This window comes from Aeromonas sp. 6P (assembly GCF_051919525.1).
In the GTDB taxonomy this organism is placed as follows: Bacteria; Pseudomonadota; Gammaproteobacteria; order Enterobacterales; family Aeromonadaceae; genus Aeromonas; species Aeromonas veronii.
In genome coordinates this window covers 3,970,290-3,993,556 of the sequence record NZ_JBQBEO010000002.1, presented here as the reverse complement: position 1 = coordinate 3,993,556, position 23,267 = coordinate 3,970,290, and the positions used below count along the sequence as shown (strand labels likewise).

Below are 23,267 nucleotides of genomic sequence, written 5' to 3'. Positions count from 1 at the left end.
AGTGGGCCGACAATATAGGGAGATGAAAAAACCGCCAGCTGGCGGTTTTTTCTAGTCTGCTATGGGTTGAATCAGCACGAGCGGCTCAATTGGCGGCGGTGCGTTCATCCTTGGCCGTCTGATAGAGGCTCTTCTGATAGGCCATGCTGCCCCACAGGGCAAGACCAAGCGCATCCTCCTTCAAGGCGTCCGGCTGCACCGCCAGGGTCAGCTTCTCGTTGGCATCATCGTAGACATAGCCCTCTGCCGCCCGTTCCGGTTGCAGGATCACCACATCCTTGCCGCGCATCAGGGCGAAGTTCTTGTCGTACTGCATGATGGCGCGCCCCGGCCAGTCGGCGGGCATGCGCGTCAGATCCTTGCCGAGCATGGGGTAGTCGGCACTGATCCCCATCAGAGAGAGCAGGGTCGGCGCCATGTCGATCTGGCTGACGATGCGCGGATCCTTCCTCGGTGCAATGCCGTCGCCCACAATGACGCCGGGGATATGGAAGCGGGGGATGGGCACCAGACTGGCGCCACCGACCCGGCTATCGTGGTCGGCGATGACCAGAAACAGGGTATCCTTCCAGTATTCGGACTGTTTAGCCTTCTTGAAGAACTCGCCGATGGCGTAATCCGCATACTTGGCCGCGTTGTTGCGGGTCTGCTTGGGCTGCTCGAAGAGTTCGATGCGGTTGTCCGGGAATTCGAACGGATCGTGATTGCTGGAGCTGAACACCAGACTGAAGAAGGGCTTGCCCTCCTTGTGCAGCGCCTTGAAGGTCTCGTCGGCCTTGGCCATCAGATCCTCGTCGGAGGCGCCCCAGGAGCCCTTGAACACCGGATTGTCGAAATCCTTCTGCTCGACGATGGTGGTGAAGCCGTTGCCGAGGAAGAAGCTGCGCATGTTGTCGAAGTGACTCTCGCCACCGTAAATAAAGCTGGTGTCGTAACCCCGTTGTTTGAGCAGATCCGCGATGGTGAAGAAGTTGGTCTGGCTCTTGCCGAGTTTGACCACCGCCTGTGCCGGGGTCGGCGTGAAGCCGGTCAGTACCGCCTCGATACCGCGCACCGAGCGGGTGCCGGTGGCGTAGAGCTGCTCGAAGGCCCAACCTTGCTGCGACAGGGCATCGATGTTGGGGGTGAGAGGCAGGCCGCCGAGGGAGCCGACAAACTGGGCGCCCAGGCTCTCCTGCAGCAGGATCACCAGATTCTTCGGTTTACCCTGGAAGCTCGCCTGGTTGAAGGTCTGGCTGGGCAGCAGATCGGAGTTGAAATCACTGGCCGGACGGCCACTCTCCTTGCGCATGACCTCGAGCACCTTCTGAGGGGTCATCTCACCGTAAAACTGGCCAGCATCCTCCTCGGCGCCCATCTGTTTGATGGCAAAGAAGAGGGAGTAGGCGGAGTTGACGGTGAGCGAGTTGACCAGCGGATCCTCGGCAAAGGCGACCATGGCCGGGTTCAGGGCGCGGTGGCCGAGACTGGAACGGGCACCGAGAAAACCTATGGCCAGAATGAGTAGGGCGAAGGCCGGACGCAGATACCAGCGGGGGAAGCTGAGACCACGTACCAGACGGCCGCTCAGCCACCAACCGCCGGTCAGCGCGGCGCCACTGAAGAGTAACGCCAGCAGCAGCTCGGCTTTGCGCCCCGCCCACAGCATGGCGAACACCTCTTTCGGATAGATGAGGTACTCCACATAGAGGCGGTTGGGGCGCACGCCATATTCGGTGACAAACGAAGGGGTGGAGATCTCGAGGAACAGCATCAACCAGAGTCCGACGGTCAGCCAGACGCGCATCAGTTGCAGCCAGCCTCGGCCGATGGCATGGGGGCCTGCCAGTAGCAGAGTGAGCATGGCGGGGACACCCCAGACCCAGCAGAGGGTCGCAAAGTCGACCCGGATCCCTTGCAGCAGCATCTCCTGCCAACCGGCCACGGCATCCACCCGTTCCAGTTGCCATATACCGAGGGCGATTCGGCTGAAAGAGAGAGAGAAAAGCGCGAGCGCGCAGAAGACGGCGAAGGGCCAGAACGGGCCGAGTCGCTGTTTTAGATTTGTCATGTTTGTTCCTGAATGAGACTGTAAACGTCTGTCCACAGACGTTTTTTTAGTTGTTGTGAGGTTATGACAGATCGAATTGGTTAAGGTTGCATTCAAGTTTGTTAAAAGTCGGCATTAACACATTTATCATCTAAAAATGTGATGTCGCGCCACTAATGAGCACAGCATAATCTGCTGGGTAAAATGTGAGCCACAGCGTGTATGGATGGAGCGCTGGTGTTTATAATTGCCGCGAATTATCTCAATCGGAGCCGAAGGGATGCCGGTCTTTATCGATGTCGAGTATGTGCGGGGATGGCGCCTGTTTCTGGTGTTATCGGATGGCACCACGGGTGTGCTGGATCTGACCCCCTGGCGAACCCAGCCGCTGTTTGCAAAGCTGGAGAGCGAGCGTCACTGCGCCCGGGTCTTCATCAACCGTCACCACCAGCTGGAGTGGCCTGTTGGCTGCACGCTATCCGCCCATGAGGTCTATCACCTCATCTCTCCCATCGATGAGCGGGAAGCCTTCAGCTAATCCCCATTTTTTGTGAGCCAACGCCAGATTCCTGTTGCTGGAATGTTTGCCCGTTTGCCTTTCTGAGCCAACTTGGGTAAAACCTGCGCAACATTTTGCCAACTTGCCTTCGCTTCACCTGACAGAGGCTTGCCGCTTTCGCGCCGCAGGCCTTTTTTGCGGCCTGACGGCAAACCTTTCCCTTGCTGAAAGGTTTGATTGGTTGAATGAAAATAACAAAACAAACAAATACATAAGGAAAATGTATGGCTTGTTATATGCGCACACCCCTTGCCCTGCTGGTGGGTGGACTCGCCTGTCACGGCGCTGCCGGTCAGGAATCGGTTCAACAGCTGGATCCCATGGTGGTGGTGGCAACCCGCCCCGCCAGCACCCTGGAGGTGACACTGGATCCCAAGAAGCCCGGTTCCCCCATGCCCGCTGCCGACGGCGCCGGTTATCTGAAGAATGTCACCGGCATGAGCATGGTGCGCAAAGGGGGGCTTGGTGGCGACCCTGTGCTGCGGGGGATGGGGATGTCCCGTCTCAACGTGCAGATGGATGGTGGCATGCTGGCCGGTGGGTGTGGCGGTCGGATGGACCCGCCCACGGCCTATGTGTTCCCCCAATCCTTTGACCGGATCCGGGTGCTCAAGGGGCCGCAATCCCTCGAGCAGGGTGCCACCCTGGCGGGAACCGTGCTGTTCGAGCGGGACAGACCCGAGTTCACCGCACCGGGTCTCAAGGCCGATGCCTCGGCCCTTTATGGCAGCTTTGGCCGTGATGACCAGATGGTGGATATGACGGCGGGCTCGACCGACGGCTATCTGCGCGGTCAGTTCACCCACTCCGACAGCGACGATTACCGCGATGGTCACGGTAACAAGGTGCGATCTTTCTATCGCCGTGAGAACGGCACCGCCCAGTTGGGCTGGACGCCGGGGGAGCACACCTGGCTGGAACTCACCGCCGAGCGCAGCAATGCCCGCGCCGCCTATGCGGATCGCACCATGGATGGCCCCATGTTTGATCGCGAATCCTTCGGGCTGAAGCTCAAGCAGGAGCAGATCACCACTCACTGGCAGCGCAGCGAGCTGACCCTGTGGGACAACTACATCGACCACATCATGGACAACTTCAGCCTGCGGCCAAACAGCGGCATGAAGATGCTCTCCAACCCGGATCGCCGCAATACCGGCGGGCGCTGGGCCAACGATATCGCCCTGCCTGCAGACTGGCTGCTGACCGCCGGGCTCGACAGCAACCGGGATCAGCACCGCAGTCGGAGTGGGGTCGACTATGCCACCAAGGATCGCCAGCGCACCCTGCGTTTCGAGCAGCAGGGCGGCTTCGCCGAACTGGGTCGTCAGCAGGGGGCTCACAGCTACAAGGGCGGTTACCGTCAGGATAGGGTCGAGACCACCCGCTATGGCGCCGGTGAACAGACCCTCTACAGCGATACCCTGAGTCTGAACAGCGGGTTTGGCCGCTACGAATATCAGTGGTCGCCACGCTGGTCCAGCTATCTGGCCTGGGGGCAGGCAGAGCGTGCGCCGGACTACTGGGAGCGCAGCAAGGACAGTACCCCGTTCACCCTCAACCCGGAGCGCAGTCGCCAGTGGGATGCTGGGTTGGCCCTGCGCAGTCGCGAGCTGGACCTGACCCTCTCCCTCTTTAGCGCCGATATCAAGGACTACCTGCTCTACAACAGCAAGTCGAACAAGGTGCGCAATATCGATGCCCAGACCCGGGGTGGCGAGCTGGAGGGGCGCTGGCAGTTTGCCGAGCAGTGGCGTCTCGATGGTGGTCTGGCGGTGGTCTACGGCGAAAACCAGAGCGACAACAAACCGCTGGCCCAGATGCCACCGCTCGATGGCAAACTGGCGCTGGGCTGGCAGCCGGACGAAGCGCTGAGTTTCACCCTGCTGGGCCGCGCCGTGGCGGCGCAGGATCGGGTAGACCTCTGGTCCGGTACCGTTGCAGGTCAGGATCAGGGGGAGACCCCGGGCTTCTTCACCATGAACCTGAGCGGCGCCTGGCAGTTTGCCAAGGGGTGGCAACTCTCGGCCGGGGTAGACAACCTGTTCGACACCTTCTACTACGAGCACCTCTCCAAGTCGGTGCACGCCAGTCAGGCCGGGCTTGGCTATGAGCAGAGCGGCCGCATCCCCGAGCCGGGTCGCTCGTACTGGCTCTCGGTCAACTACCGTTTTGCCTCGGCGGGAGCAATTTAAAAAATAGATTTTTACGAGTCGGCAGGAGGGATAGATCCTGCTTGCCATGCGAGAGAGGGCCCCATCGCGGGGCCCTCTCTGTCATTGTGGGCGACAAAGTCATGGCGGGGTTATGCCGCGCTCTGCTTTTCCAGCCGCTGGCCCCCGGTTTTCCAGCCGCTGGCGGAAGGCCCGGGCGAGGCGCTCGTAGAGGTCCTTTGCCTCTCTGTCCTCAATATCGCCACGTATCCAGGGATTGTCGATGATTTCCAGCAGCACGCAGTCACGCCCCTGCTGACGCAGGTCGACCCCGAACAGGCCGTTACCGAGCTGATGCACCGCACGGCGGGCGGTCTGCAGCACCCGTTCCGGCACCTCGTTGAGCGGCAGCGCCTCGATGCGGCTCATGTCGAGAGGGTGCTTGCGGCGGCGGATGCGGTTGCCGGGCTCGGGGCGGAAGCGGCGGCAGGCAAACAGCGGCGAGCCGTCGAGAAAGCCGATGCGCCAGTCGAACTCGGCGGGGATCCGGCTCTGCACCAGCAGCAGGGCGGAGCGGGCCAGCCCCTCATCCAGCAGGCGGGCCAGCTGCTGCTCGTCGCTGGCCATAGCGAGGTCGCGCCCCTGTGCCCCGTCGGGCACCTTCACCATCAGCGGCAGGCCGAGCCGCTGCACCAGTTCATCCACGTGGTGGCGGCCGCGGCGGGTCACCACCATGGTGAGCGGCATGGGCACGCCGCTGCGCACCATCAGCTCGTAGAGGTAGAGCTTGTTGCTGCAGGCGAGAATGGCGCGGGAGCTGTCGATCACCGGCATCTTGAGCTGCTCGGCGCGGCGGGCAAATTCGAAGGTGTAGTGGCCGACCGCCGTCTCGGAGCGCAGCCAGAGGGTGTCGAACTCCGGCAGCCGCTCGATGGCGGACGGCGCCAGGATCTCGGCCCGGATCCCCTGGGCGGCGGCAGCTCGGATAAAGCGTTCCAGTGCCAGCCCATCACTGCTGGCGCGGCCGTCATCGGGATCCACCAGAATGGCGAGCTGGTAGAGCGGCGCCGCTTGCTCCTCATCACCGGTGCCCACCAGCGCTTGGGCGTGGTGCAGCATCAACTCTTTCTCGCTTGGGCTCAGCTCCAGCGGCGACAGGCTCTGCTGCTGGCGCACCGACCAGCCGTGGCGGCCGCGCTTGAGGGTCAGCTCCTGCAGCGGCAACTGGCTCAGGCCATAGTAGTAGCGGGCTAGCCCCGCCAGCTCGCTCTGTTCACACTGGCCGAAGATGGCACGTACCCGGATCCGATCCTCGCTCTGCTGGGCCAGCCACCCCTGTGCCTTGCGCCACAGCTTGGCCGGTGGCTGCTGGGGTTGCAGTCGGCTGATGGCTTGCAGACCCGGCAGGCAGTGGTGGCCGCGGGCCTGGGCCAGCAGCGAGCAGTAGTAGCCTGCGCTCAGGTGCTCCAGATTGCGGCAGAGGTTGATGATGCGGGGTCGGCCGCCGGTGGTCGGCACGCCATGTTGTAGATAGGTGCGGGCGGTCAGCAGATAATCGGCATGGCAAGGCCAGTCGCCCAGCTCTTCGACGATGACATAGGTACTCATATTTTCGGCTCCACAGATCAGACTGCCTGAACAGGCAGGATCCCCAGTGGGCTTCGATGCACCGACAAGCACGACAATGGCGCGAGGGGAAACAAGAGGTTACAGTGCCTAATATGACGCCTTGGTAACTTGTGATACAAGTCGCATTTTTGGTGCTGAGGATAAATAACCGAACAAGGACTCCCCGTGTTGACCGTACGTGCGGCCCGAACCGATGATCTGGGCGCCATCGTTAATCTTGAACGCTACTGTTTTCCTCCCGAAGTCGCCTTTGGCCGCAGCCGCTGGCACTATCTGCTGGCCCACGCCAAGGGGCGCACCCTGTTGCTGCTGGATGAGAAACATCAGCTGATGGGCTATCTCTGCCTGCTGGAGCACAGAGGCTGGGATCGGCTGGTCATTCAGGCGCTGGCCATCCGCTGGACGGTGCGCCGTCTGGGCTGGGCCCGCCGTCTGCTGGAGCAGGTGATCCGCGAGGGCAAGGCCGCTGGCTGGGGGGCGATTCGCCTCGAAGTGGGGGACGCCAACGAAGAGGCGCTGGCGCTCTATCAGGGATTGGGATTTCGTCCCCAGCAGCGGCTGGCGGACTACTATGGCCGCGACCAGCACGCCCACCGGCTGGTGCTGCCGCTGGTGAGCGACGAGGAGCGTGAGCGGCGCAGAGTGGCTCGCACTCAGGCGCGCAAGCCCTCTGCGCAGGCCAACTGACCATATTGAACGAGCAGAATCGAGGAGCAGGATGAGCTGCGACAACTGTCTTGCCACCGCCATCAGGGCCAAGCTGGGGCGCTGCCCGGTCTGTGCCATCCAGACCTTTGTCATCGGTCTGAGTGGCTGGCTGGTCTGGTGGTGGTGCGGCGCCGACACCTCGGTCAACGCCCTCACCGGCCTGTTGTTTGCGCTGGGTGGCTCGGGCCTGTTGCTGCTCCATCTGGTGGTATTTGTCTGGCGCAAGGCGACCGGACGTGAATTGAGCGATGAATAAATCAGATTGGTTTCAACAACATAAATAACAATATCGGTTGAGATAATGGAGGTTCAGATGATTGCAATGGTAACGGGCGCCTCGTCCGGTTTTGGTGAAGCCATCAGCCGCCAGCTGGTGCAGGCGGGCTACAAGGTGATCGGCACCGGTCGCCGTGCCGAGCGGCTCGCTGCGCTGGCTGACGAGCTGGGCGAGCAGTTCCTGCCGCTGGTATTCGATGTGCAGGACAAGGCGGCTACCCGCGCCGCCATCGCCAGTCTGCCGGTCGCTTGGAGCGAGGTGGATCTGCTGGTCAACAACGCCGGTCTGGCGCTGGGGTTGGAGCCGGCCCACAAGGCGGATCTGGAAGATTGGGAGCAGATGATCGCCACCAACATCAGCGGTCTGACCCTGCTCACCCGATTGCTACTGCCGGGCATGGTGGCGCGCAATCGCGGCCACGTCATCAACATCGGTTCGATTGCCGGCACCTACCCCTATCCGGGCGGCAACGTCTACGGCGCCACCAAGGCGTTCGTGAAGCAGTTCAGCCTCAACCTGCGCGCCGATCTGGCGGGTACCGCCATCCGCGTCACCAACGTGGAGCCGGGCCTGTGCGGCGGCACCGAGTTCTCCAACGTGCGCTTCCACGGTGACGACGCCAAGGCGGCCTCCGTCTATCAGGGGGTGGAGGCGATCCAGCCGGAAGATATCGCCAATACCGTGCTCTGGGTGAGTCAGCAACCGGCCCACGTCAACATCAACAGCATCGAGATCATGCCGGTGGCGCAGACCTTCGGCCCGCTCAATATCAGCCGTCGCTGATCGCCGCATTGGCTGAAACGAAAGAGGCTCCCTTGGGAGCCTCTTTGCGTTGGCGAGCCGGTCACAGGCTCATGATCTTCTTGAACTCCTCCGGCGAATACTTCTTCTCGCTGCGCTTGGTCAGATCCGTCATCAGCTTGTAGCGCAGCGTTTTGGCCATCTGATAGGTCTGCTCCAACTGGCCATAGGAGTAGTCGGCGGCCAGCCCGATGGCGGTAACCTTGTCGCTGGCATACGCCTGCTTCAGGCTCTTGTCGAGTAGCGCTACCTCCTTGTAAAGCTTGCTGCTCTCCTTGCTCCAGACGCCGCGCAGCAGCGGCAGGTACTTGTCCGGATCGGCGCTGGCCAGCGCGGTCAGACTGCGGAACTGCCAGTAGGCGGAATCGTCGGAGTAGCTGTCGCTGCCGGTGCGATAGGGCAGGGGATAGTTTTCCAGGGTATTGTAGAGCGGCACCATTACAGATTCGGCCAGCACGCCGTAGCTCTGCCAGATCAATCCCTGCAGCTCTTTGGGCATCTCCTTGCGCAGCTGGATGACGTGGGATTCGAGCTGGCGATCGATGCGGATTGGCCGCTCCGCCTTGCCCGCCAGCGACGTGCCGTCATAGGTAGCGCTCAGCACCCTGGCCACGTCCGGCACGGCGATGGGGGCATCCGGCTTCATAAACAGTGGATATTGCGCCTGCCGGGTCGCCTGTTTGTGGGAGGCGGTCAGCATTTTTTGGCCGAGCCACTCCCGATCCACGTTGTAGGGATCGGCAATCACCCCGAACGCCTTGGCGAAGTTGAAATCTTTCGGGTCGGCGTTATCCAGCAGTTTGTGCTCGCGCACGAACTCCAGCAGCTTGGGTGAGTGCAGCACATCGGCGCTGTCGAGATTGACGCCATGGATGCGCAGGCCGTTGGCCACCATGGCGTAGCTGTCGTCCGGCACTCGCACCGCGATCCAGTGGTGGCCGGAGCCAATTTCCATCAGCCAGGCTTCGTTCACATCTGCCAGATAGAGGCTGTTGCCCTCACCGGCGCCATATTGCTCCACATAGCGGCCGAGCAGCTCGACCCCCTCTTTGGCCGTTTTGGCCTGCGGCAGGATCAGGGTCGGGATGATGGCTTCAATCACTCCCTTCTCGATCAGCGGATCGGCTTTCTGGGCCTTGTCGTTGACCTCGGCACTGGTGGTGGCCGAGATGGCGACGTTGAACTCGTTGATGCCGCGCTCCTCATAATATTTGCCTGCCGGATCGCTGGTGGTGGCATCCCAGTCGTGGATGGCGGAGTAGGCGAAAAATGCTTTGGGCATCGGCACTTCCAGTCCGTTGCCCAGCTTCCAGACCTTGCCCTCGTTCTGCTGCGCGGGCCGGAAGGCGAGGTACTTGTTCCAGTTGTTGACGCCAAAGTCCTCGTTTCTGGCGATCATCACGCTGCCATCGGCACTGGCCCCCTTGCCGACGATAAGGCCGGTACAGGCGTCGGCACTGGTGCCAAGCAGGGTGAGCAGGGTGGCGGAGAGAAGACTCAAGGTGTGTTTTTTCATCGTTATGCCCGAAAGGTTGCGGTGAGTGAGAGTCAGACGAGGGGATGAGGTGTGGGGAGGCTGCAACTCCGAACTGGCAGCGGAGCGAGCACGGCAGATTGGTCTGCCTGTTATTGGTTTGACGAACAGATCATCCATGACACGGCTGGCTGGTTGTGATGTGCGCCAAAATTGTATGCCTCGCTGGTTGTTTATTTTGTGATCGAACGACTGTTCCTGACTTTTCTCTGGCATCGTGGCGCGTGGACGGCAAAATGTGCCAAAACAGCGTGAGCTGGCAGCAGATGAGTCATGATTCTGACGCCAGCCTTGCGTGTGGAGCGTGGTGAGATCCGCCATAGCGCGGGATCTTGCACCATCTGACAAGTTGGCCTGTAACTTGCTGGTTTCATTGATAATGGTGGGGCATGACGCCCCATGTGACCGGATCAGCCTGTGCCCATTGCCGCAGATGCGCACTGAATTGGAGCCCCCATGGATATCAAACCCTACAGCCAGCAGCTTGCCCAGAGCGCCTCCAACAACCGCGCCCTCGCTACCCTCAACAGTGCCAGTAGCGGCGGTCAGGGCGGTGGCTGGGAGGAGATGGTCAGCCTCTCCACCCAGCGCATGACCGGCCAGGCCCAGCAGGTGCTGACCTACGAACATCTGGCCAAGAACAACAAGTTGCCACCGGCGCTGGATATGAGCTCCGACAAGGGGGGCGTGGTGCAGCAGCTGGTGGACAAGGCGCTTGGTTTCGATCGCAAGAAGTTCAACGAGATCGAAGAGAAGCTCAAGACCATCGCCGATAACAAGAAGCTGACGCCGGAAGAGCGTGCGGAGCAGAGCAAGCCGCTCAACGAGCAGCGAGAGGCGATGCTGAAAGAGGCAATGGATCGCCTGACCGGCAAGAAGAGCTCATCCAAAGATGAGGCCAAAACTGCCTGATCCTGCCGCTGTTCTGAGATCTACCCGGTCGGCACCGATGGGCCAGTGTCGACCGCCGATGGGCAAGCTTCTGCCACCTCTTTTGACCTCACCTCCCCACAGGCGCACAATGTCCGCGCATTGAGCCAGTCGAGGAGTCCGCCGTGTACAACTTCCAATATGCCAATCCGACCCGTATCTGTTTCGGCGAGGGGCAGATCGCCAGCCTGCCCGAACTGATCCCGCCCGGCAGCCGGCTGCTGGTGCTCTATGGCGGAGGCAGCATCAAGCAAAACGGCGTCTATGAGCAGCTGACCCGGGCCCTGGAAGGGGTGACGTGGCAGGAGTTTTCCGGCATCGGCGCCAACCCCAGGTACGAGCTGTTGATGGAGGCGGTGGCGCAGGTTAAACGCGATCGCATCGACTTCTTGCTAGCCGTCGGCGGCGGCTCGGTAGTGGATGGCACCAAGTTTGTTGCGGCGGCCGCCTGCTACGAGGGGGATGATCCCTGGGATATCTGCGGTAAACAGGCGAGTGTGCACAAGGCGCTGCCGATGGGCTGTGTGCTGACCCTGCCAGCCACCGGCTCCGAGAGCAATCCTACCTCAGTGGTGAGCCGGGGGGATGTGAAGATCTCCTTCAGAAGCCCGCTGGTGCAGCCGCAATTTGCGGTGCTCGATCCGGCGACCACCTACAGTCTGCCGCCGCGCCAGACCGGCAACGGGGTGGTGGATGCCTTCGTCCATATCGCCGAGCAGTACCTCACCTTCCCGGTCGGCGGCGAGGTGCAGGATCGGCTGGCGGAGGGGCTGCTGCAGGTGCTGGTGGAGAACGGCCCCAGGGCGCTGGCGGAGCCGACCAACTATCAGGTACGGGCCAATCTGATGTGGGCCGCCAGTCTGGCGCTCAACGGCCTTATCGGTTGCGGGGTGCCGCAGGATTGGGCCTCTCACGCCATCGGTCATCAGCTGACGGCGCTTTACGGGCTCGACCACGGCCAGAGTCTGGCCGTGGTGCTCCCCTCACTGCTGCGTGAGCGGGCGAGCCAGAAGCAGGACAAGCTAGCCCAGTTTGCCGAGCGGGTGTGGCATTCGACCCGCGAGGACAAGGCCCTGCGCATCGAAGAGGCGATCATCCGTACCGAGCAGTTCTTCCAGAAGATGGGATTGGGTACCCGGCTGGCTGACTATGGCCTCAGCGAAAGCTGCATTCCGGCGGTCTGCTCCAACCTCAAGCGGGTGGGGCGCACCGCGCTCGGTGAGCAGCAGGATATCGACCCGGATCGGGTGGCACGCATTCTCGCCCGCGCGCTATAAGCCGGCGCCGGTTTGTGTCCCTGGCTGATTCATTTTCCCAATTAAAGAGGGCCGCTTGTTGCGGCCCTCTTGCATGAGGGTTAGCCGATCACTCGGTGCGCGCCTTCAGATAACCGGCGTAATCCGGGATCTGCACGCTGAACGCCTGCCGCATATGGGGGCTGTCCATGATGAAGTCGGCGGTCGCTTCGTTGGTGGCGACCGGGATGTTCCAGACCGCCGCAAGGCGCAGCAGCGCCTTCACGTCCGGATCGTGCGGCACCGCATTGAGGGGATCCCAGAAGAAGATCAGCACATCGATCTTCCCTTCGGCGATCAGGGCGCCGAGCTGCTGGTCGCCCCCCATGGGGCCGGAGAAGAGGCAGGTGATGGGCAGTTGCGCCTGCTTGCCGAGCATGGTGCCGGTGGTGCCGGTCGCATAGAGATGGTGGAGCTTGAGCTCCTCCTTGCGGCGCATCACCCAGTTCAGCAGAGGGGTCTTCATGTTGTCGTGAGCCACCAGAGCCACCCGCTTGTGGGGCGCCATCTCGCGTGCAATCTGTTCCATGGAAATCGTCCGTAGCATTGTTATTGGCAGAGAGTCGTATCCTAATCGAAAGCCATGACAGATGCTGTGTCGGGCGCATTAACTGTGATCCTGTCGAAAAGTTTTCGGGTCATGCAACTCAAATATGGCTGCCCAAATAAAGAGACCCGCGCTGGCGGGTCTCTTTGCTTGCTGGCCTGCTGGCTCAGGAGCCGTGGTGCAGTTGCGACTGCTGGTAGTTCTCCAGCCCGATGCGATCGATAAGATCGAGCTGGGTCTCCAGCCAGTCCACATGCTCCTCTTCATCCTCCAGGATCTCCTGGAACAGGTCGCGGCTGATGTAGTCCTGCACCGACTCGGCATAGGCGATGGCTACCTTGAGGTCGGGGATGGCATCCATCTCCAGCGAAAGGTCGCAGCGCAGCATCTCTTCGACGGTCTCGCCGATACGCAGCTTGCCCAGATCCTGCAAATTGGGCAGCCCTTCGAGAAACAGCACGCGCTTGACCAGCTCATCGGCGTGTTTCATCTCATCGATAGACTCGTGATACTCCTTGTGCCCGAGCGCCTTGAGGCCCCAGTCATCGTAGATGCGGGCGTGCAGGAAGTATTGGTTGATGGCAATCAGCTCATTGGCCAGCACCTTGTTGAGGTGGGCAATGATCTTGGGATCTCCTTTCATCGACAGTGCTCCTTGGTTCGTGCCTGAGGCTTCGATCGTTAGAGCTTAGTCCAGAAAAGTGACAACAAGGGGTTTGGCGAGCCAGCTCGCCTGAGAAAAGAGGTGACCCTGTTGGCGGGTCGCATCAGAAAAGAGGTGTCCGGATCAGGCCACTTCGTAGTAGAGCACGGGTTGATCCTGCTCCATCTTGTCGAGCTCGGCGGCGATGATCTCCATGGTCATGCGCACGCATTTTCCACATTGGGCGCCCACCTCGAGCGACTGCTTGAGCTGGCGGAATTCGCTTTTACCTGACTGCACTGCTTTGCGGATCTGGGTATCTGTGATGCCGCGGCACAAACAGACGTACATGATGGTCACCTCTTGTGGAATGAGATGAAATCTAAATGAGAATGGTTCGTAGTGCAAATAACCATTGGTAATAAGATCCCCTGCTTGCCACTGTGCAACCCCTTGGGGACAATGCTGGCAACCAGAGGAGATCACCATGCTCAAGAAACTGTTCAGCGCCCTGTTCGGGGGCGAGCCGACCAAGGTTGTGGAAGTGACCCCGACCGAATATGCCGGCTATCTCATCTATCCGGAACCCATGGCAGAAGGTGGCCAGTATCGGCTGGCGGGCCGCATCACCAAGGAGCTGGACGGCGTGCTGCAAATCCACCGTTTCATCCGCTCCGATCTGTTTGCCAATCCGGCCGATGCCGAGCGCTTCATGGTGCAGAAGGCCCACACCTTTATCGATCAGATGGGGGATCGCATGTTCGAGCCCCGCAAACCGGCTGACAGCCAGGCTTCATGACACTGCAAGAGGTCACCCTGCTGCGCGAGGCGCTGGCCCGCGCCGGTGAGCGACGCCTGATCTGGCTGGAGGGGGAGGAGGCCGACTGCATTGCCCGCGCTCAATCCCTGCTCGGCGAGACCGTCTTCTGGCTGGGCGCCGGGCCCGAGCATTATGCTCCGCAACCCGCCGCCAAGGCGCTGCAGCGGCTCGGTCAAGAGTGCGACATGCTGGTGTTCAACGCTTTCAGCGGCTTTCATCCCGACGCCTTCGGGGCGCTGGCAGGCACCCTGCGCGCCGGTGGCTTGCTGCTGCTGCTGACCCCGCCCAGAGCGCAGTGGCCCGCATGGCCGGATCCTGACCGGATCCGGCTGGTGGCCCAGCCGGAGGAGGCGAGCCGGGCCGGCCACGGCTTTATCGCCCGACTGGTTCGGTTGCTGGAAGGTGATCCAGCCCTCTTTCTGGAGCCGCCAGTTTGCTCGCAGCCGTGGCAACCGATTGGGCCCGAGCGCAGGCTGAGCAGCGATCAGGCACGGGCACTGCCCGCCATCCACAAGGTGTTGCAGGGCCATCGCCGCCGTCCGCTGGTGCTGAGCGCCGACCGCGGCCGTGGCAAGAGTGCGCTGCTGGGGCTGGCTGCCGCCGAGCTGCTGCGCCAGCAGCCAGGGCTGAACATCGTGGTGACGGCCCCCTCGCAGGCGACGGTCGCCACCCTGTTTGCCCACGCCGCTTGCGGGCTCGATTGCACGCCGGAACAGCTGACAGGGCTGAGCTACTGTTCGCCGGATCGGCTGGTGCACGAGGCGATGAATCCCGATCTGCTGCTGGTGGATGAAGCGGCCGCCATTCCGACCCCGCAGCTTGAAGCCATGCTGGCCCGCCACAGCCGCATTGTGTTTGCCACCACCGAGCACGGTTACGAAGGGACGGGGCGCGGTTTTCACCTGCGCTTCAAACGGGTGCTCGATAGCCAGACCCCGGAGTGGCAGGAGATCCACCTCTCTGAGCCCATTCGCTGGAGTGAGCGTGATCCGCTGGAGCCGCTGATCTTCCGCCTGCTCGGCCTCAATGCCGAAGTGGCAACTCCCTTGCCGCCTACCAGCCCGAGCTGGCGTCTGGTCAGTCAGGAGGCGCTGGCGAGCGACGAGGCGCTGCTCGACCAGCTCTTTGGCCTGCTGGTGCTGGCTCACTACCAGACTACGCCGAGCGATCTCAGGTCCCTGCTGGAGAGCCCGGATCTCGACATCCATCTGCTGGAGCAGGATGCGAGCCTGCTGGGTGTGGCGCTGGTGGCGCGGGAAGGGGAGATAGAGCCCGAACTGGCCGAGGCGATCTGGGCCGGTCGCCGCCGTCCGCGCGGCCATCTGCTGCCCCAATCGCTGCTGGCCCACGCCGGTTTTAAAACGGCGGGGGGGCGCAGCTACGCCCGGGTGATGCGTATCGCCATCCATCCCGAGCTACACCGCCACGGGCTGGGTTCGCTGCTGCTTGGCAGGCTTGAAGAACATTATCGTCAGGCGGGGATCGATTACCTCGGTTCTGCCTTTTCGGCCAGCGCCGACCTGCTCCCCTTCTGGCGCAAGGCCGGACTGACGGTGCTGCGCATTGGTCTACAACGGGATGCCGCCAGCGGCTGCCACGCCGCCCTGCTGCTAAAGGCGCTGAAACCCGAGCATGAGCCCGAGCTGGATCAGTGGCAGCAGCGTTTCATTCGCCAGTTGCCTACCCTGCTGGCTGGTGAGTTGAGCGAGCTGGATCCCGAGTTGGTATGGCAATGTCTGCAAGGCAGCACCATCACCGCGGCTGAGCTTGGCGAGTTCGAGCGTGATGAGGTTGAGTGCTTTGCCCTGCATCACAAGCCGTTCGAACTGAGCCAGTCGAGCCTGCAGTTGTGGCTGGCGCGCAATCTGGGTGTGCTGGCTTCGCTGACTCCTGACGAGCGTTATCTGCTGATCGCAGCCATCTGGCAATATGCCGACTGGGGGGCGCTGGCCGCGAGGTTGCAACTGGCGGGCAAGCCCGCCGTGATCAAGAGTTTGCGGGCGCTGCTGGCGCGTCTCTTGAGTTCCTCTACCACTCGATAGGTTTGCCCTGCCAGTCGAGAAAGCTCAGCTCGCCATCCGGTTGCAGCTGGTTCATCAGGTTAATCAGATGGTCGGCTACCAGCTCGGGACTCTGCACGTTTCCCGCCGGTGTATTGGCGTGAAACGGGCGGGAGAGTGGGGTATCCACGGTGCCGGGATGGAAGGCCAGCAATTTGACACCGGGCGCCCGTCGGGCCAGCTCGATGGCGGCACACTTGAGCAGCATGTTGAGGGCGGCCTTTGATGCACGATAGCCATACCAGCCGCCCGCTCGGTTGTCGCCAATGCTGCCGACCCGGGCACTGAGAACGGCCAGAGTGCAAGGCTCGCGGCCAAACAGCGGTAACAGCTGGCTGATCCAGCGCAGCGGCAGCAGGGCGTTGGTCTGGTAGAGACGGGTCATGGCATCGAGATTGATTGCTTCGAGCCGCTTCTCTGGCTGGATCTCCCCCTGATGCAGGATGCCGTTGCAGATCACCACCCTGTGCGGTCTCGGTGCCAACTCCGCGATGCGCGCCACCACTTCTGTCATCTGCTCATCGCTGTAATCACAACATAGCCAGTGCAGACCCGGCGATGAGAGGCCAGCAGGTGTGGGCTGACGGCTGATGGCAATCACTGGCCCGACACCCGCCGCCAACCAGTGTGTTACCAGAGCCGCCCCGATCCCGCCAGAAGCGCCAATCACGACAATGCCTTCACTCATATTAGGATCCTTGTGAGTACATGATGGATTTCACCATCAGCCAATGTTGTCCTGATTGGCAGATACGATCGTGCCAGCCTGCGGGATCAAGCGGTTAACGATGCAATCTTGCCGAGATCCGAGCCGTTGGGTGAATTCCATTCCTATACTGAGGGAAAACCGCAGCGGTCTGCTGCCCGCGCAACCAGAATGAGAGTCACCATGATGTCCAAAGATGGGGAAGAGCGTAAATCTATCCTGACCGAAAGTGGCACCAACGAGCTTGAGATCATCGAGTTTCACCTCAAGAAGCAGCTACCGGACGGCCGTGAAAAAACCGCTTATTACGGGATCAACGTCGCCAAGGTACGCGAGGTGATCCGGGTGCCGGAAACCACAGATTACCCCAATGCCCAGCGCCATATGGTGGGGGTATTCTCCCTGCGGGATCGGCTGATCCCGCTGGTGGATCTGGCGGGCTGGCTCGGCATCAAGACCAACCCGGACCCCAGCCACAAGGTGGTGATCGTCACTGACTTCAACAAGATGGCCAACGGTTTTCTGATCGATAGCGTCAGCAGGATCCACCGGGTCTCCTGGGAGGATGTGGAGTCCCCCAGCCAGTTTCTGGAGGCGGGGGAGAACGACTGCGTGGTGGCAGTGGTCAGGCGCGATGGCAACCTCATCATGATCCTCGATTTCGAGAAGATCATCGCCGATATCAACCCCGAGCTCAGCATGGAGAAGTACGACGTCACCCAGGATCGCAAGGTGCTCATCGACGATCGCATGATGGCGCTGCGCCAGGGCAAAACCATTCTGGTGGTGGACGACTCGGCCTTTATCCGCAAGATGATCGAGACCACCCTGCGCACAGCTGGCTACAACGTGATCACGGCCAAGGACGGGGGAGAGGGGCTGGAGATGATGACGGATTTCGATCGTCTGGCCCAGGAGGAGAGAATGCCGGTGACCGGCTTCGTCAATGCGGTGATCACCGATGTGGAGATGCCGCGCATGGATGGCATGCACCTGCTCAAGCGACTGCGGGATACCCCCTCCTACAAGGAGATGCCCATCGTGATGTTCTCCTCCCTGATGAGCGATGACAACCGCCAGAAAGCCCTGCAACTGGGGGCCAACGATACCATCACCAAGCCCGAGATAGGGCGCATGGTGGGGATGATGGATCACATGCTGCTTGGAATTGCCCCGCCTTCGCCAGCCAACAACATCTGACCTGCCGTTAACTTCCAATTAGCCGGTCGAATTCACTGACCGGTGCCTCAAGCGGCCACTCCTTGCCAAGGAGTGGCCGCGCTGTTTTGGCTGTTTGCTGCGATCCCGACGCCCCTTGTCTCCCGGATATGATTTGTGTAATGATAATTATTATCATTTGTTGGTGTGAAGCATATGACAGCAACCTGGGTGAAGGGGTGGGTCGAGTCGACCGAAGGTGGCAGCAGCATGAGTCACTGGAAACAGCAGACCCGAGAGGGCAACCGGCTGTTTGACTGCGGCGAGTATCATCAGGCGTTGGCTCATTATCAGCAGGCGCTCTGGCTGGCTCGTCAGCAGTTGGTGCAGTGGCATGACGCCGATGAGGCGGTGGCGGCGCTGGTGGTGGCTCACCACAATCTGGCGGATCTGCTGGTGGCCATGACTCTGCCCGATCGCGCCGCCGACCTGCTCTGCTATGTGCACGACTGCCTGTTGGCAACCTGTCACTCCCCCGCTTGCTCCTCTCGCCTGCGAGAGGCTGCTTTGCGCCATACCCGCACAACCCGTGCCGAGTTGCTGACGTTCGTACAGCGCCACGGCAGCCACACCGGGATCATGCGTTCGCTCGGTCACTGCCTGTGTCAGAGCGAGCCCTCATCCCGGCTCCATTAATCCGAACAGAGGTCATCATGAGCCATACCCTGCCTGCCCTGAACTATTCCTACGACGCACTGGAACCCCATATCGATGCACTGACCATGGAGATCCACCACAGCCGTCATCACCAGACCTATATCAACAACCTCAACGCCGCGCTGGAAGCCGCGCCCGAGTTGGCCGCAATGCCGGTTGAGGATCTGCTGCGCCGCTTCGACACCCTGCCAACCGCCCTGCAGGGGGCGGTCCGCAACCATGGTGGCGGCCATGCCAACCACTCCCTGTTCTGGCTGGTGATGAGCCCGCAGGGGGGCGGTGAGCCGGGTGGTGAGCTGGCTCTGGCCATCGAGCGGGAATTGGGGGGATTCAATGCCTTCAAGCAGGCTTTCACTCAGGCGGCTTTGAGCCGCTTTGGCAGTGGCTGGGCCTGGTTGGTGGTGGACAAGGCAGGCAGATTGCAGGTGGAGAGCAGTGCCAATCAGGATAGTCCCCTGATGCATGGCCATACCCCGATCCTGGGGCTGGATGTGTGGGAGCACGCCTACTATCTCAAGTACCAGAACAAGCGTCCTGACTATATCGCTGCCTTCTATCAGGTGGTGGATTGGGCCGAAGTGGCCCGCCGTTATCAAGCGGCTAGAGGCTGACTTGGTCGCTGGGAATGGGTGTACAGGCTCACCGCCACAACCCGCGCTGTAATACCAAGACCCGCCAGTTGGCGGGTCGTCTGTTTATGGTGTGGCGGTGCTCGGCTCAGCCGCCGCTGCGGATACAGCAGGAGTGACTTGTTCAGTCACGGCCGAGGAAGATGGAGTTGCCGACTCGGTGGCAACCGCGGCAGAGACTTCCGCTGGCTTGGCCTCATCCACCGCCGGTTTGGGCTGTTTTAGGCAGGGTTGCAGGCTGCCGATAGTGCTCAGTGACTGGCAAGGCACAGGCAGACCGATGGGGACCGGAGCCCCGAGGAACTTGGGCCCCTTGTCCAGTACATAGAGGTCGAGCAACCCCATCAGGCGGGCAAAGACTTCCCGCACCCGGGTGCGGATCCCCTGATAGGCGCTGGGGTCCTCGGCATTGAAGCCGACCGCATCGATACCGAAATGGCGGGCGATGAAAATGGCCCGCTCGTTATGAAAGCCCTGGGAGACCACGGTAAAGCGCTCCTGGCCGAACACCTCCTTGGCGCGAACCACTGAGTCGAGGGTGCGGAATCCGGCGAAATCCATATAGATGGCGGAGGCGGGGATGCCCGCCTTGATCAGGGCGCGGCGCATCTGGCGTGGCTCGTTGTACTGCACTGTGGCGTTGTCACCGGAGACGATGATGAAGTCCACCTTGGCATTGTTGTAGAGCTCGGCCGCCGCCTTGATACGGTATTTGAAGTAGTGGTTGGGGCCGCCACCGGAGAGATATTTGGAGGTCCCCAGCACCACCGCAACCCGGTTGTAGGGCACCTTGTCTACCTGATCGTAGGTGTAGTGACGGGCATCCGAGACGATCCACTCGCTGTAGCCCAGCAGCATGGCAATCAGGGCCAGCAGCAAAACGAGGCAGGCGAGGAGGATCTTGGCAAACTTCTTCATGCGCGGTGCGGTCAGGGTCTGAAGTTGGGAGTGGCTATCGGCATTCTATTACAACTCGGCCGCTGGCGTCAGGCTTGATAACGGGCGGGCACCTCATTCGGGCAGAGGTTGTCGCAGCAGAGGCCGGGAGAGCGGGAGGATAAAGAGAGGGGCTGCGGTGGCAGCCCCTCTGTTGGGTGAAGGTCTATCAGTGGGCGGAGTCGTTACCCTTGCAGGCGTCTGACTCCTTGTTGGCTTGCCACCAGGGCAGCAGATCCCGGGCGAGCCACGCCTGATAGGCGTCGCTGTCGTTGGCGATCAGGCGGTCCAACTCCCCTTCGAAGTCGCTCATCGCCTGCTGTCGATCCGGATTGCGCAGCGCCTGTGCCAGCGCCAGCCAGCTGGCGCCGCGACCGGTATCATTGAGGAAACGGTGCACGGTATAGGACCAGGAGTAGACCATCTCGCCACCCTGGTCGTAGTCAAGGTGGAGGATAGCCGCCAGTGTCGGACGCTGTTTGGCGGGGCGGTTTGCTACGTTATCCAGACCCCGGGCAAAGCACTGGCCGTGGGCGATGTACTCTGCAATCCCCTCTGCCCACCAAGTGGTGCGGTTGAGCGGATAGTGGCCGAAGCTGCCGTACTGGTTGAAGCGGCCGTCGAGATAGTGAACGTACTCGTGGCGCAGGTTCCACACCTGGAAAGCGGGGCGTTTCCACTCTGCCTCATAGGCGAAGAAGCGGGCCTGATTGCCGGGGCGAGCCGGATCCCCCTCGATATAGATGCCGCCATTGTCGGTGGATACGCCAAACAGCGCGCTGCCGTAGCGGCCCCAGTCGGCGGAGGAGTTGAAGATCACCAGCTCCAGCGTTTCGTTGTGATCATCGGCTACCGGTTGCCAGCCAGTCTCCATCTGCTGGTGGAAGCGCTGCTCTTCATCACCCAGCTCGCGGCAGATCCCTTCGGCCTGAGCCAAGGTCAGATCCTGGGCGCGCAGACGCAGGGTGGGCGAGCAGGTGTGCTCGAACGGCAGAATATCTTCCATGCGGATCGGTGTGCAAAGCCCGGTAAACTCGCCGCTGACACAAGCCTCGCTGGTGCGATCCGTGTAGGTGAGGTAGTAGCTGGAGAGAGTCAGGGAGACCTCTTCCAGCATGGCAGCCGGATGCTGTCCGCCCGGGATCAGCCCTTGCTGGCGCATGATGGCGATCACATCGCGATCCAGCTGTTGGCGATAGGCGATCGCCTTATCCGGGCTGGTGTGATGGAGGTAGCGCATCATCTGGTAGAGGCGGCTATGGGCATCGAGGATGTTGTTGAAGATAAACAGATCCCGTGAGCCATCGCGCTGTTTCCAGAGGGCCAGCTCGCTCAGGCCCAGTTGCAGCAGGCTCTGGCGCAATGCCGCTTCCTGTTGCAGCACAGCTGCGCTGAAGTCTGCCTGCTGACCGTAAGAGGCGCTCTGATCGACCAGATTGAGCAGCTCGAACAGGCCATCGGCCCAGGGTTTGTGGCCATTGATCTGTGCCGCATGTTGCACCGCATAGCCGAGCACCTGGTTGAGCTGGGCCAGCATGGGGGCGGCACTCTGGCGGAAGGCGGCTTGCCCAAGTTGTCCCTGCGCTGCCACGCTCCAGGCTTCCAGCACTGTGCCAGCCTGATCCTGCGGTTCAGCTCCCAGCAGCAATGGGTGGTTGAGCAGATCAATCATTACCCCGGCCAGTGCCCGGGCAGCCTGATCACTCTCTTTGCCAACGCCGCCGTGGTAGTTGTGGGCGCGCACATAGTAGAGCAGCTTGTCCATTGCCGGATGGGTCGGCTGGTTGGCCGCCAGCAGAGCACGCATGCCGCGCACCACCGCCATCAGCTTGGCGTCATCGTGGCCGTAATCCGCCTGCCAGGCAGGACTGTTCTGGCCGCTCACGTCGGCTACCAGTTTGGCGGCATCGCTGTCGAGCAGATCCACATCGGGCTGCTCGGGCTCGGAGCAGAGACGACCGTTGGCGCGGCGGCACTCCAGCTGCTCCTCCTTGCTGGCCAGCACGATGGGGCGATTGAGCACCCGGCTCTCCTGCCACTCTTTGCTCTCTGGCAGGGGTTGCCACTCGCCGCCAGCGACCGGGTATTGGTAGCCGTTATCCTGCAGCGTCACCTGAACCTCGCTGCCAGCGGGGATCACCTGACGGCAGATGCGATAGCGGATGGTGTTGCTCCCCTCCTTGCGCTCCTGCGGCTCATCACACTCCTGCTGAGGCGTGAGCTGATCCAGCTGCCACTGATAGCGGCGCCAGACATGGATCTCGCTGACCTGAGCGGCAGCCTGACTGCCTGCCACCGGCTGCAGGCGGAAGAAGATCTGCTCCAACCGGCCATCCCGCTCACTCGGGGTCTCTTCAAGTACCTGCAACTGCTGCCAATCCTGCGGCTGATAGTGCCACTCCGACTCTGCGCAGCGGCCTTGTGCGTTGAGTTCGCAGCGATCCAGCTCCCTTTCGCTCTGACCCAGGATGATGGCTTGTGGCAGCGGCAGACGATCCTGCCGCTGGGCGGTCGGCGTGCCCGCCAGCTGCTCCCAGCGACCCTGCTTGAGGCCATAACCAAAGTCATAACTGCTGGCGGGAATGAGCTTGCCCGCCGGAATCCGATCTTCACAGCGCACGAAGCGGATCTGCCAGCCCGCATCTACCTTGAGCTGCGGCTCGCCACACTGTTGCTCGGCCAGTGCGGCGAGAGCGCTGCTCTGCCAGTCGAAGCGACGGTAGACCCTAAGCTGCTGGTAAGGAGCGTTGCTGCTGCGCGCCTTGAGCTCGTAGGTGATCTCGGTGATGCGCGCGGCCAGTTGCCGGCTCGATTCGCCAGTCAGCTGATACTGTCGCCAGTCATTGGGGGAGTAGTTGGCTTGCGCCGAGGATGTAGCCAAAAGCAGGGGGCCTGTCAGCAGCAGCCACCCGGTACCTGAACGGTTCATTTTTATCCCTTTGTTCTTGTTTGTGTATTGTCTTGCGAGTAATCGCAAGGCAATTTAAACGGTTCCAAAGGGATATCAATTGCCAATTAAAAATCAGATAAATCAATAAGATGGTGGCTTTTTGAGTCTGATCGAATTATCGCGGGTTGGCGCCGCAGTGAGGACTCACATGTTTCTTTTTTGTTTTCAAAGAAGATCGGTAAATTGTGA

21 protein-coding genes are annotated in these 23,267 nt (G+C 61.4%); 12 read left to right on the top strand and 9 right to left on the bottom strand.

The features are described from left to right. Positions 1–85 precede the first annotated feature (85 nt). Complete coding sequence (locus ACTG2J_RS18480; protein ID WP_439997772.1) at positions 86–2,050, bottom strand: LTA synthase family protein; 1,965 nt, start codon at positions 2,048–2,050, stop codon at positions 86–88. A 259-nt stretch (positions 2,051–2,309) separates the two neighbouring features. On the opposite strand from ACTG2J_RS18480, the gene ACTG2J_RS18475 reads away from it, so the two are divergent. Then, positions 2,310–2,567: a DUF2442 domain-containing protein gene (locus ACTG2J_RS18475; RefSeq protein WP_005335997.1), complete on the top strand. Its 258-nt coding sequence runs from the start codon at positions 2,310–2,312 to the stop codon at positions 2,565–2,567. 245 nt (positions 2,568–2,812) lie between these two features. Next, positions 2,813–4,780: a TonB-dependent copper receptor gene (locus ACTG2J_RS18470; RefSeq protein ID WP_439997771.1), complete on the top strand. Its 1,968-nt coding sequence runs from the start codon at positions 2,813–2,815 to the stop codon at positions 4,778–4,780. A gap of 99 nt (positions 4,781–4,879) precedes the next feature. Here the strand turns inward: ACTG2J_RS18470 and ACTG2J_RS18465 are convergent, their stop codons facing one another. After that, complete coding sequence (locus ACTG2J_RS18465; RefSeq protein ID WP_439997770.1) at positions 4,880–6,346, bottom strand: RimK family protein; 1,467 nt, start codon at positions 6,344–6,346, stop codon at positions 4,880–4,882. A gap of 186 nt (positions 6,347–6,532) precedes the next feature. On the opposite strand from ACTG2J_RS18465, the gene ACTG2J_RS18460 reads away from it, so the two are divergent. From ACTG2J_RS18460 to ACTG2J_RS18450, 3 genes are read left to right on the top strand one after another with little or no spacing between them, the layout of a single operon-like run. Beyond that, complete coding sequence (locus tag ACTG2J_RS18460; RefSeq protein WP_005363198.1) at positions 6,533–7,054, top strand: GNAT family N-acetyltransferase; 522 nt, start codon at positions 6,533–6,535, stop codon at positions 7,052–7,054. Positions 7,055–7,085: 31 nt separating this feature from the next. Continuing rightward, positions 7,086–7,331, top strand: a complete 246-nt coding sequence (locus ACTG2J_RS18455) for a DUF3624 family protein (protein ID WP_040067114.1) — start codon at positions 7,086–7,088, stop codon at positions 7,329–7,331. A gap of 57 nt (positions 7,332–7,388) precedes the next feature. Then, positions 7,389–8,135 (top strand): SDR family oxidoreductase, encoded by a 747-nt coding sequence (locus ACTG2J_RS18450; protein WP_439997769.1) that lies wholly within the window; start codon positions 7,389–7,391, stop codon positions 8,133–8,135. Positions 8,136–8,196: 61 nt separating this feature from the next. On the opposite strand, the gene ACTG2J_RS18445 is transcribed toward ACTG2J_RS18450, so the two are convergent. Next, the gene (locus tag ACTG2J_RS18445) at positions 8,197–9,669 is read right to left on the bottom strand and encodes a C69 family dipeptidase (protein ID WP_439997768.1); all 1,473 of its coding nucleotides are present in this window, start codon (positions 9,667–9,669) and stop codon (positions 8,197–8,199) included. Positions 9,670–10,143: 474 nt separating this feature from the next. On the opposite strand from ACTG2J_RS18445, the gene ACTG2J_RS18440 reads away from it, so the two are divergent. Continuing rightward, on the top strand, positions 10,144–10,599 hold the full coding sequence (locus tag ACTG2J_RS18440; protein WP_019446593.1) for a hypothetical protein: 456 nt from the start codon (positions 10,144–10,146) through the stop codon (positions 10,597–10,599). Between the two features lie 143 nt (positions 10,600–10,742). Next, positions 10,743–11,894 (top strand): iron-containing alcohol dehydrogenase, encoded by a 1,152-nt coding sequence (locus tag ACTG2J_RS18435; protein WP_335865362.1) that lies wholly within the window; start codon positions 10,743–10,745, stop codon positions 11,892–11,894. Positions 11,895–11,982: 88 nt separating this feature from the next. Here ACTG2J_RS18435 and ACTG2J_RS18430 read toward each other — a convergent pair whose 3' ends face one another. The 3 genes from ACTG2J_RS18430 to ACTG2J_RS18420 all read right to left on the bottom strand — a co-directional run bounded on the left by ACTG2J_RS18430 (position 11,983) and on the right by ACTG2J_RS18420 (position 13,453). After that, on the bottom strand, positions 11,983–12,441 hold the full coding sequence (locus ACTG2J_RS18430) for a methylglyoxal synthase (RefSeq protein ID WP_005354960.1): 459 nt from the start codon (positions 12,439–12,441) through the stop codon (positions 11,983–11,985). 184 nt (positions 12,442–12,625) lie between these two features. Further along, complete coding sequence (gene bfr, locus ACTG2J_RS18425) at positions 12,626–13,102, bottom strand: bacterioferritin (protein ID WP_005354959.1); 477 nt, start codon at positions 13,100–13,102, stop codon at positions 12,626–12,628. A 144-nt stretch (positions 13,103–13,246) separates the two neighbouring features. Further along, positions 13,247–13,453: a bacterioferritin-associated ferredoxin gene (locus ACTG2J_RS18420; protein WP_047436593.1), complete on the bottom strand. Its 207-nt coding sequence runs from the start codon at positions 13,451–13,453 to the stop codon at positions 13,247–13,249. Positions 13,454–13,589: 136 nt separating this feature from the next. Between ACTG2J_RS18420 and ACTG2J_RS18415 the strand changes: the two genes are divergently transcribed. Both ACTG2J_RS18415 and ACTG2J_RS18410 read left to right on the top strand, forming a co-directional pair. Next, the gene (locus ACTG2J_RS18415; RefSeq protein WP_113739899.1) at positions 13,590–13,901 is read left to right on the top strand and encodes an HlyU family transcriptional regulator; all 312 of its coding nucleotides are present in this window, start codon (positions 13,590–13,592) and stop codon (positions 13,899–13,901) included. Continuing rightward, complete coding sequence (locus tag ACTG2J_RS18410) at positions 13,898–15,964, top strand: tRNA(Met) cytidine acetyltransferase TmcA (protein WP_439997767.1); 2,067 nt, start codon at positions 13,898–13,900, stop codon at positions 15,962–15,964. Before ACTG2J_RS18415 ends, ACTG2J_RS18410 begins: the two co-directional genes overlap by 4 nt. On the opposite strand, the gene ACTG2J_RS18405 is transcribed toward ACTG2J_RS18410, so the two are convergent. Then, positions 15,951–16,670, bottom strand: a complete 720-nt coding sequence (locus ACTG2J_RS18405; protein ID WP_439997766.1) for an SDR family NAD(P)-dependent oxidoreductase — start codon at positions 16,668–16,670, stop codon at positions 15,951–15,953. The genes ACTG2J_RS18410 and ACTG2J_RS18405 overlap by 14 nt on opposite strands. A gap of 201 nt (positions 16,671–16,871) precedes the next feature. Between ACTG2J_RS18405 and ACTG2J_RS18400 the strand changes: the two genes are divergently transcribed. The 3 genes from ACTG2J_RS18400 (at position 16,872) to ACTG2J_RS18390 (ending at position 19,174) form a co-directional block, all read left to right on the top strand. After that, positions 16,872–17,888, top strand: coding sequence for a chemotaxis protein (locus ACTG2J_RS18400; RefSeq protein WP_005335957.1), 1,017 nt, complete (start codon positions 16,872–16,874; stop codon positions 17,886–17,888). A 174-nt stretch (positions 17,889–18,062) separates the two neighbouring features. Then, positions 18,063–18,542: a hypothetical protein gene (locus tag ACTG2J_RS18395; RefSeq protein ID WP_182963184.1), complete on the top strand. Its 480-nt coding sequence runs from the start codon at positions 18,063–18,065 to the stop codon at positions 18,540–18,542. Positions 18,543–18,559: 17 nt separating this feature from the next. Then, on the top strand, positions 18,560–19,174 hold the full coding sequence (locus tag ACTG2J_RS18390) for a superoxide dismutase (protein WP_368176835.1): 615 nt from the start codon (positions 18,560–18,562) through the stop codon (positions 19,172–19,174). 84 nt (positions 19,175–19,258) lie between these two features. Here ACTG2J_RS18390 and ACTG2J_RS18385 read toward each other — a convergent pair whose 3' ends face one another. Both ACTG2J_RS18385 and ACTG2J_RS18380 read right to left on the bottom strand, forming a co-directional pair. After that, a complete protein-coding gene (locus ACTG2J_RS18385; RefSeq protein WP_368176834.1) occupies positions 19,259–20,110 on the bottom strand; it encodes a vancomycin high temperature exclusion protein in 852 nt (283 codons plus the stop codon). A gap of 187 nt (positions 20,111–20,297) precedes the next feature. Then, positions 20,298–23,057 (bottom strand): collagenase, encoded by a 2,760-nt coding sequence (locus ACTG2J_RS18380; RefSeq protein ID WP_439997765.1) that lies wholly within the window; start codon positions 23,055–23,057, stop codon positions 20,298–20,300. Between the last annotated feature and the right edge of the window lie 210 nt (positions 23,058–23,267).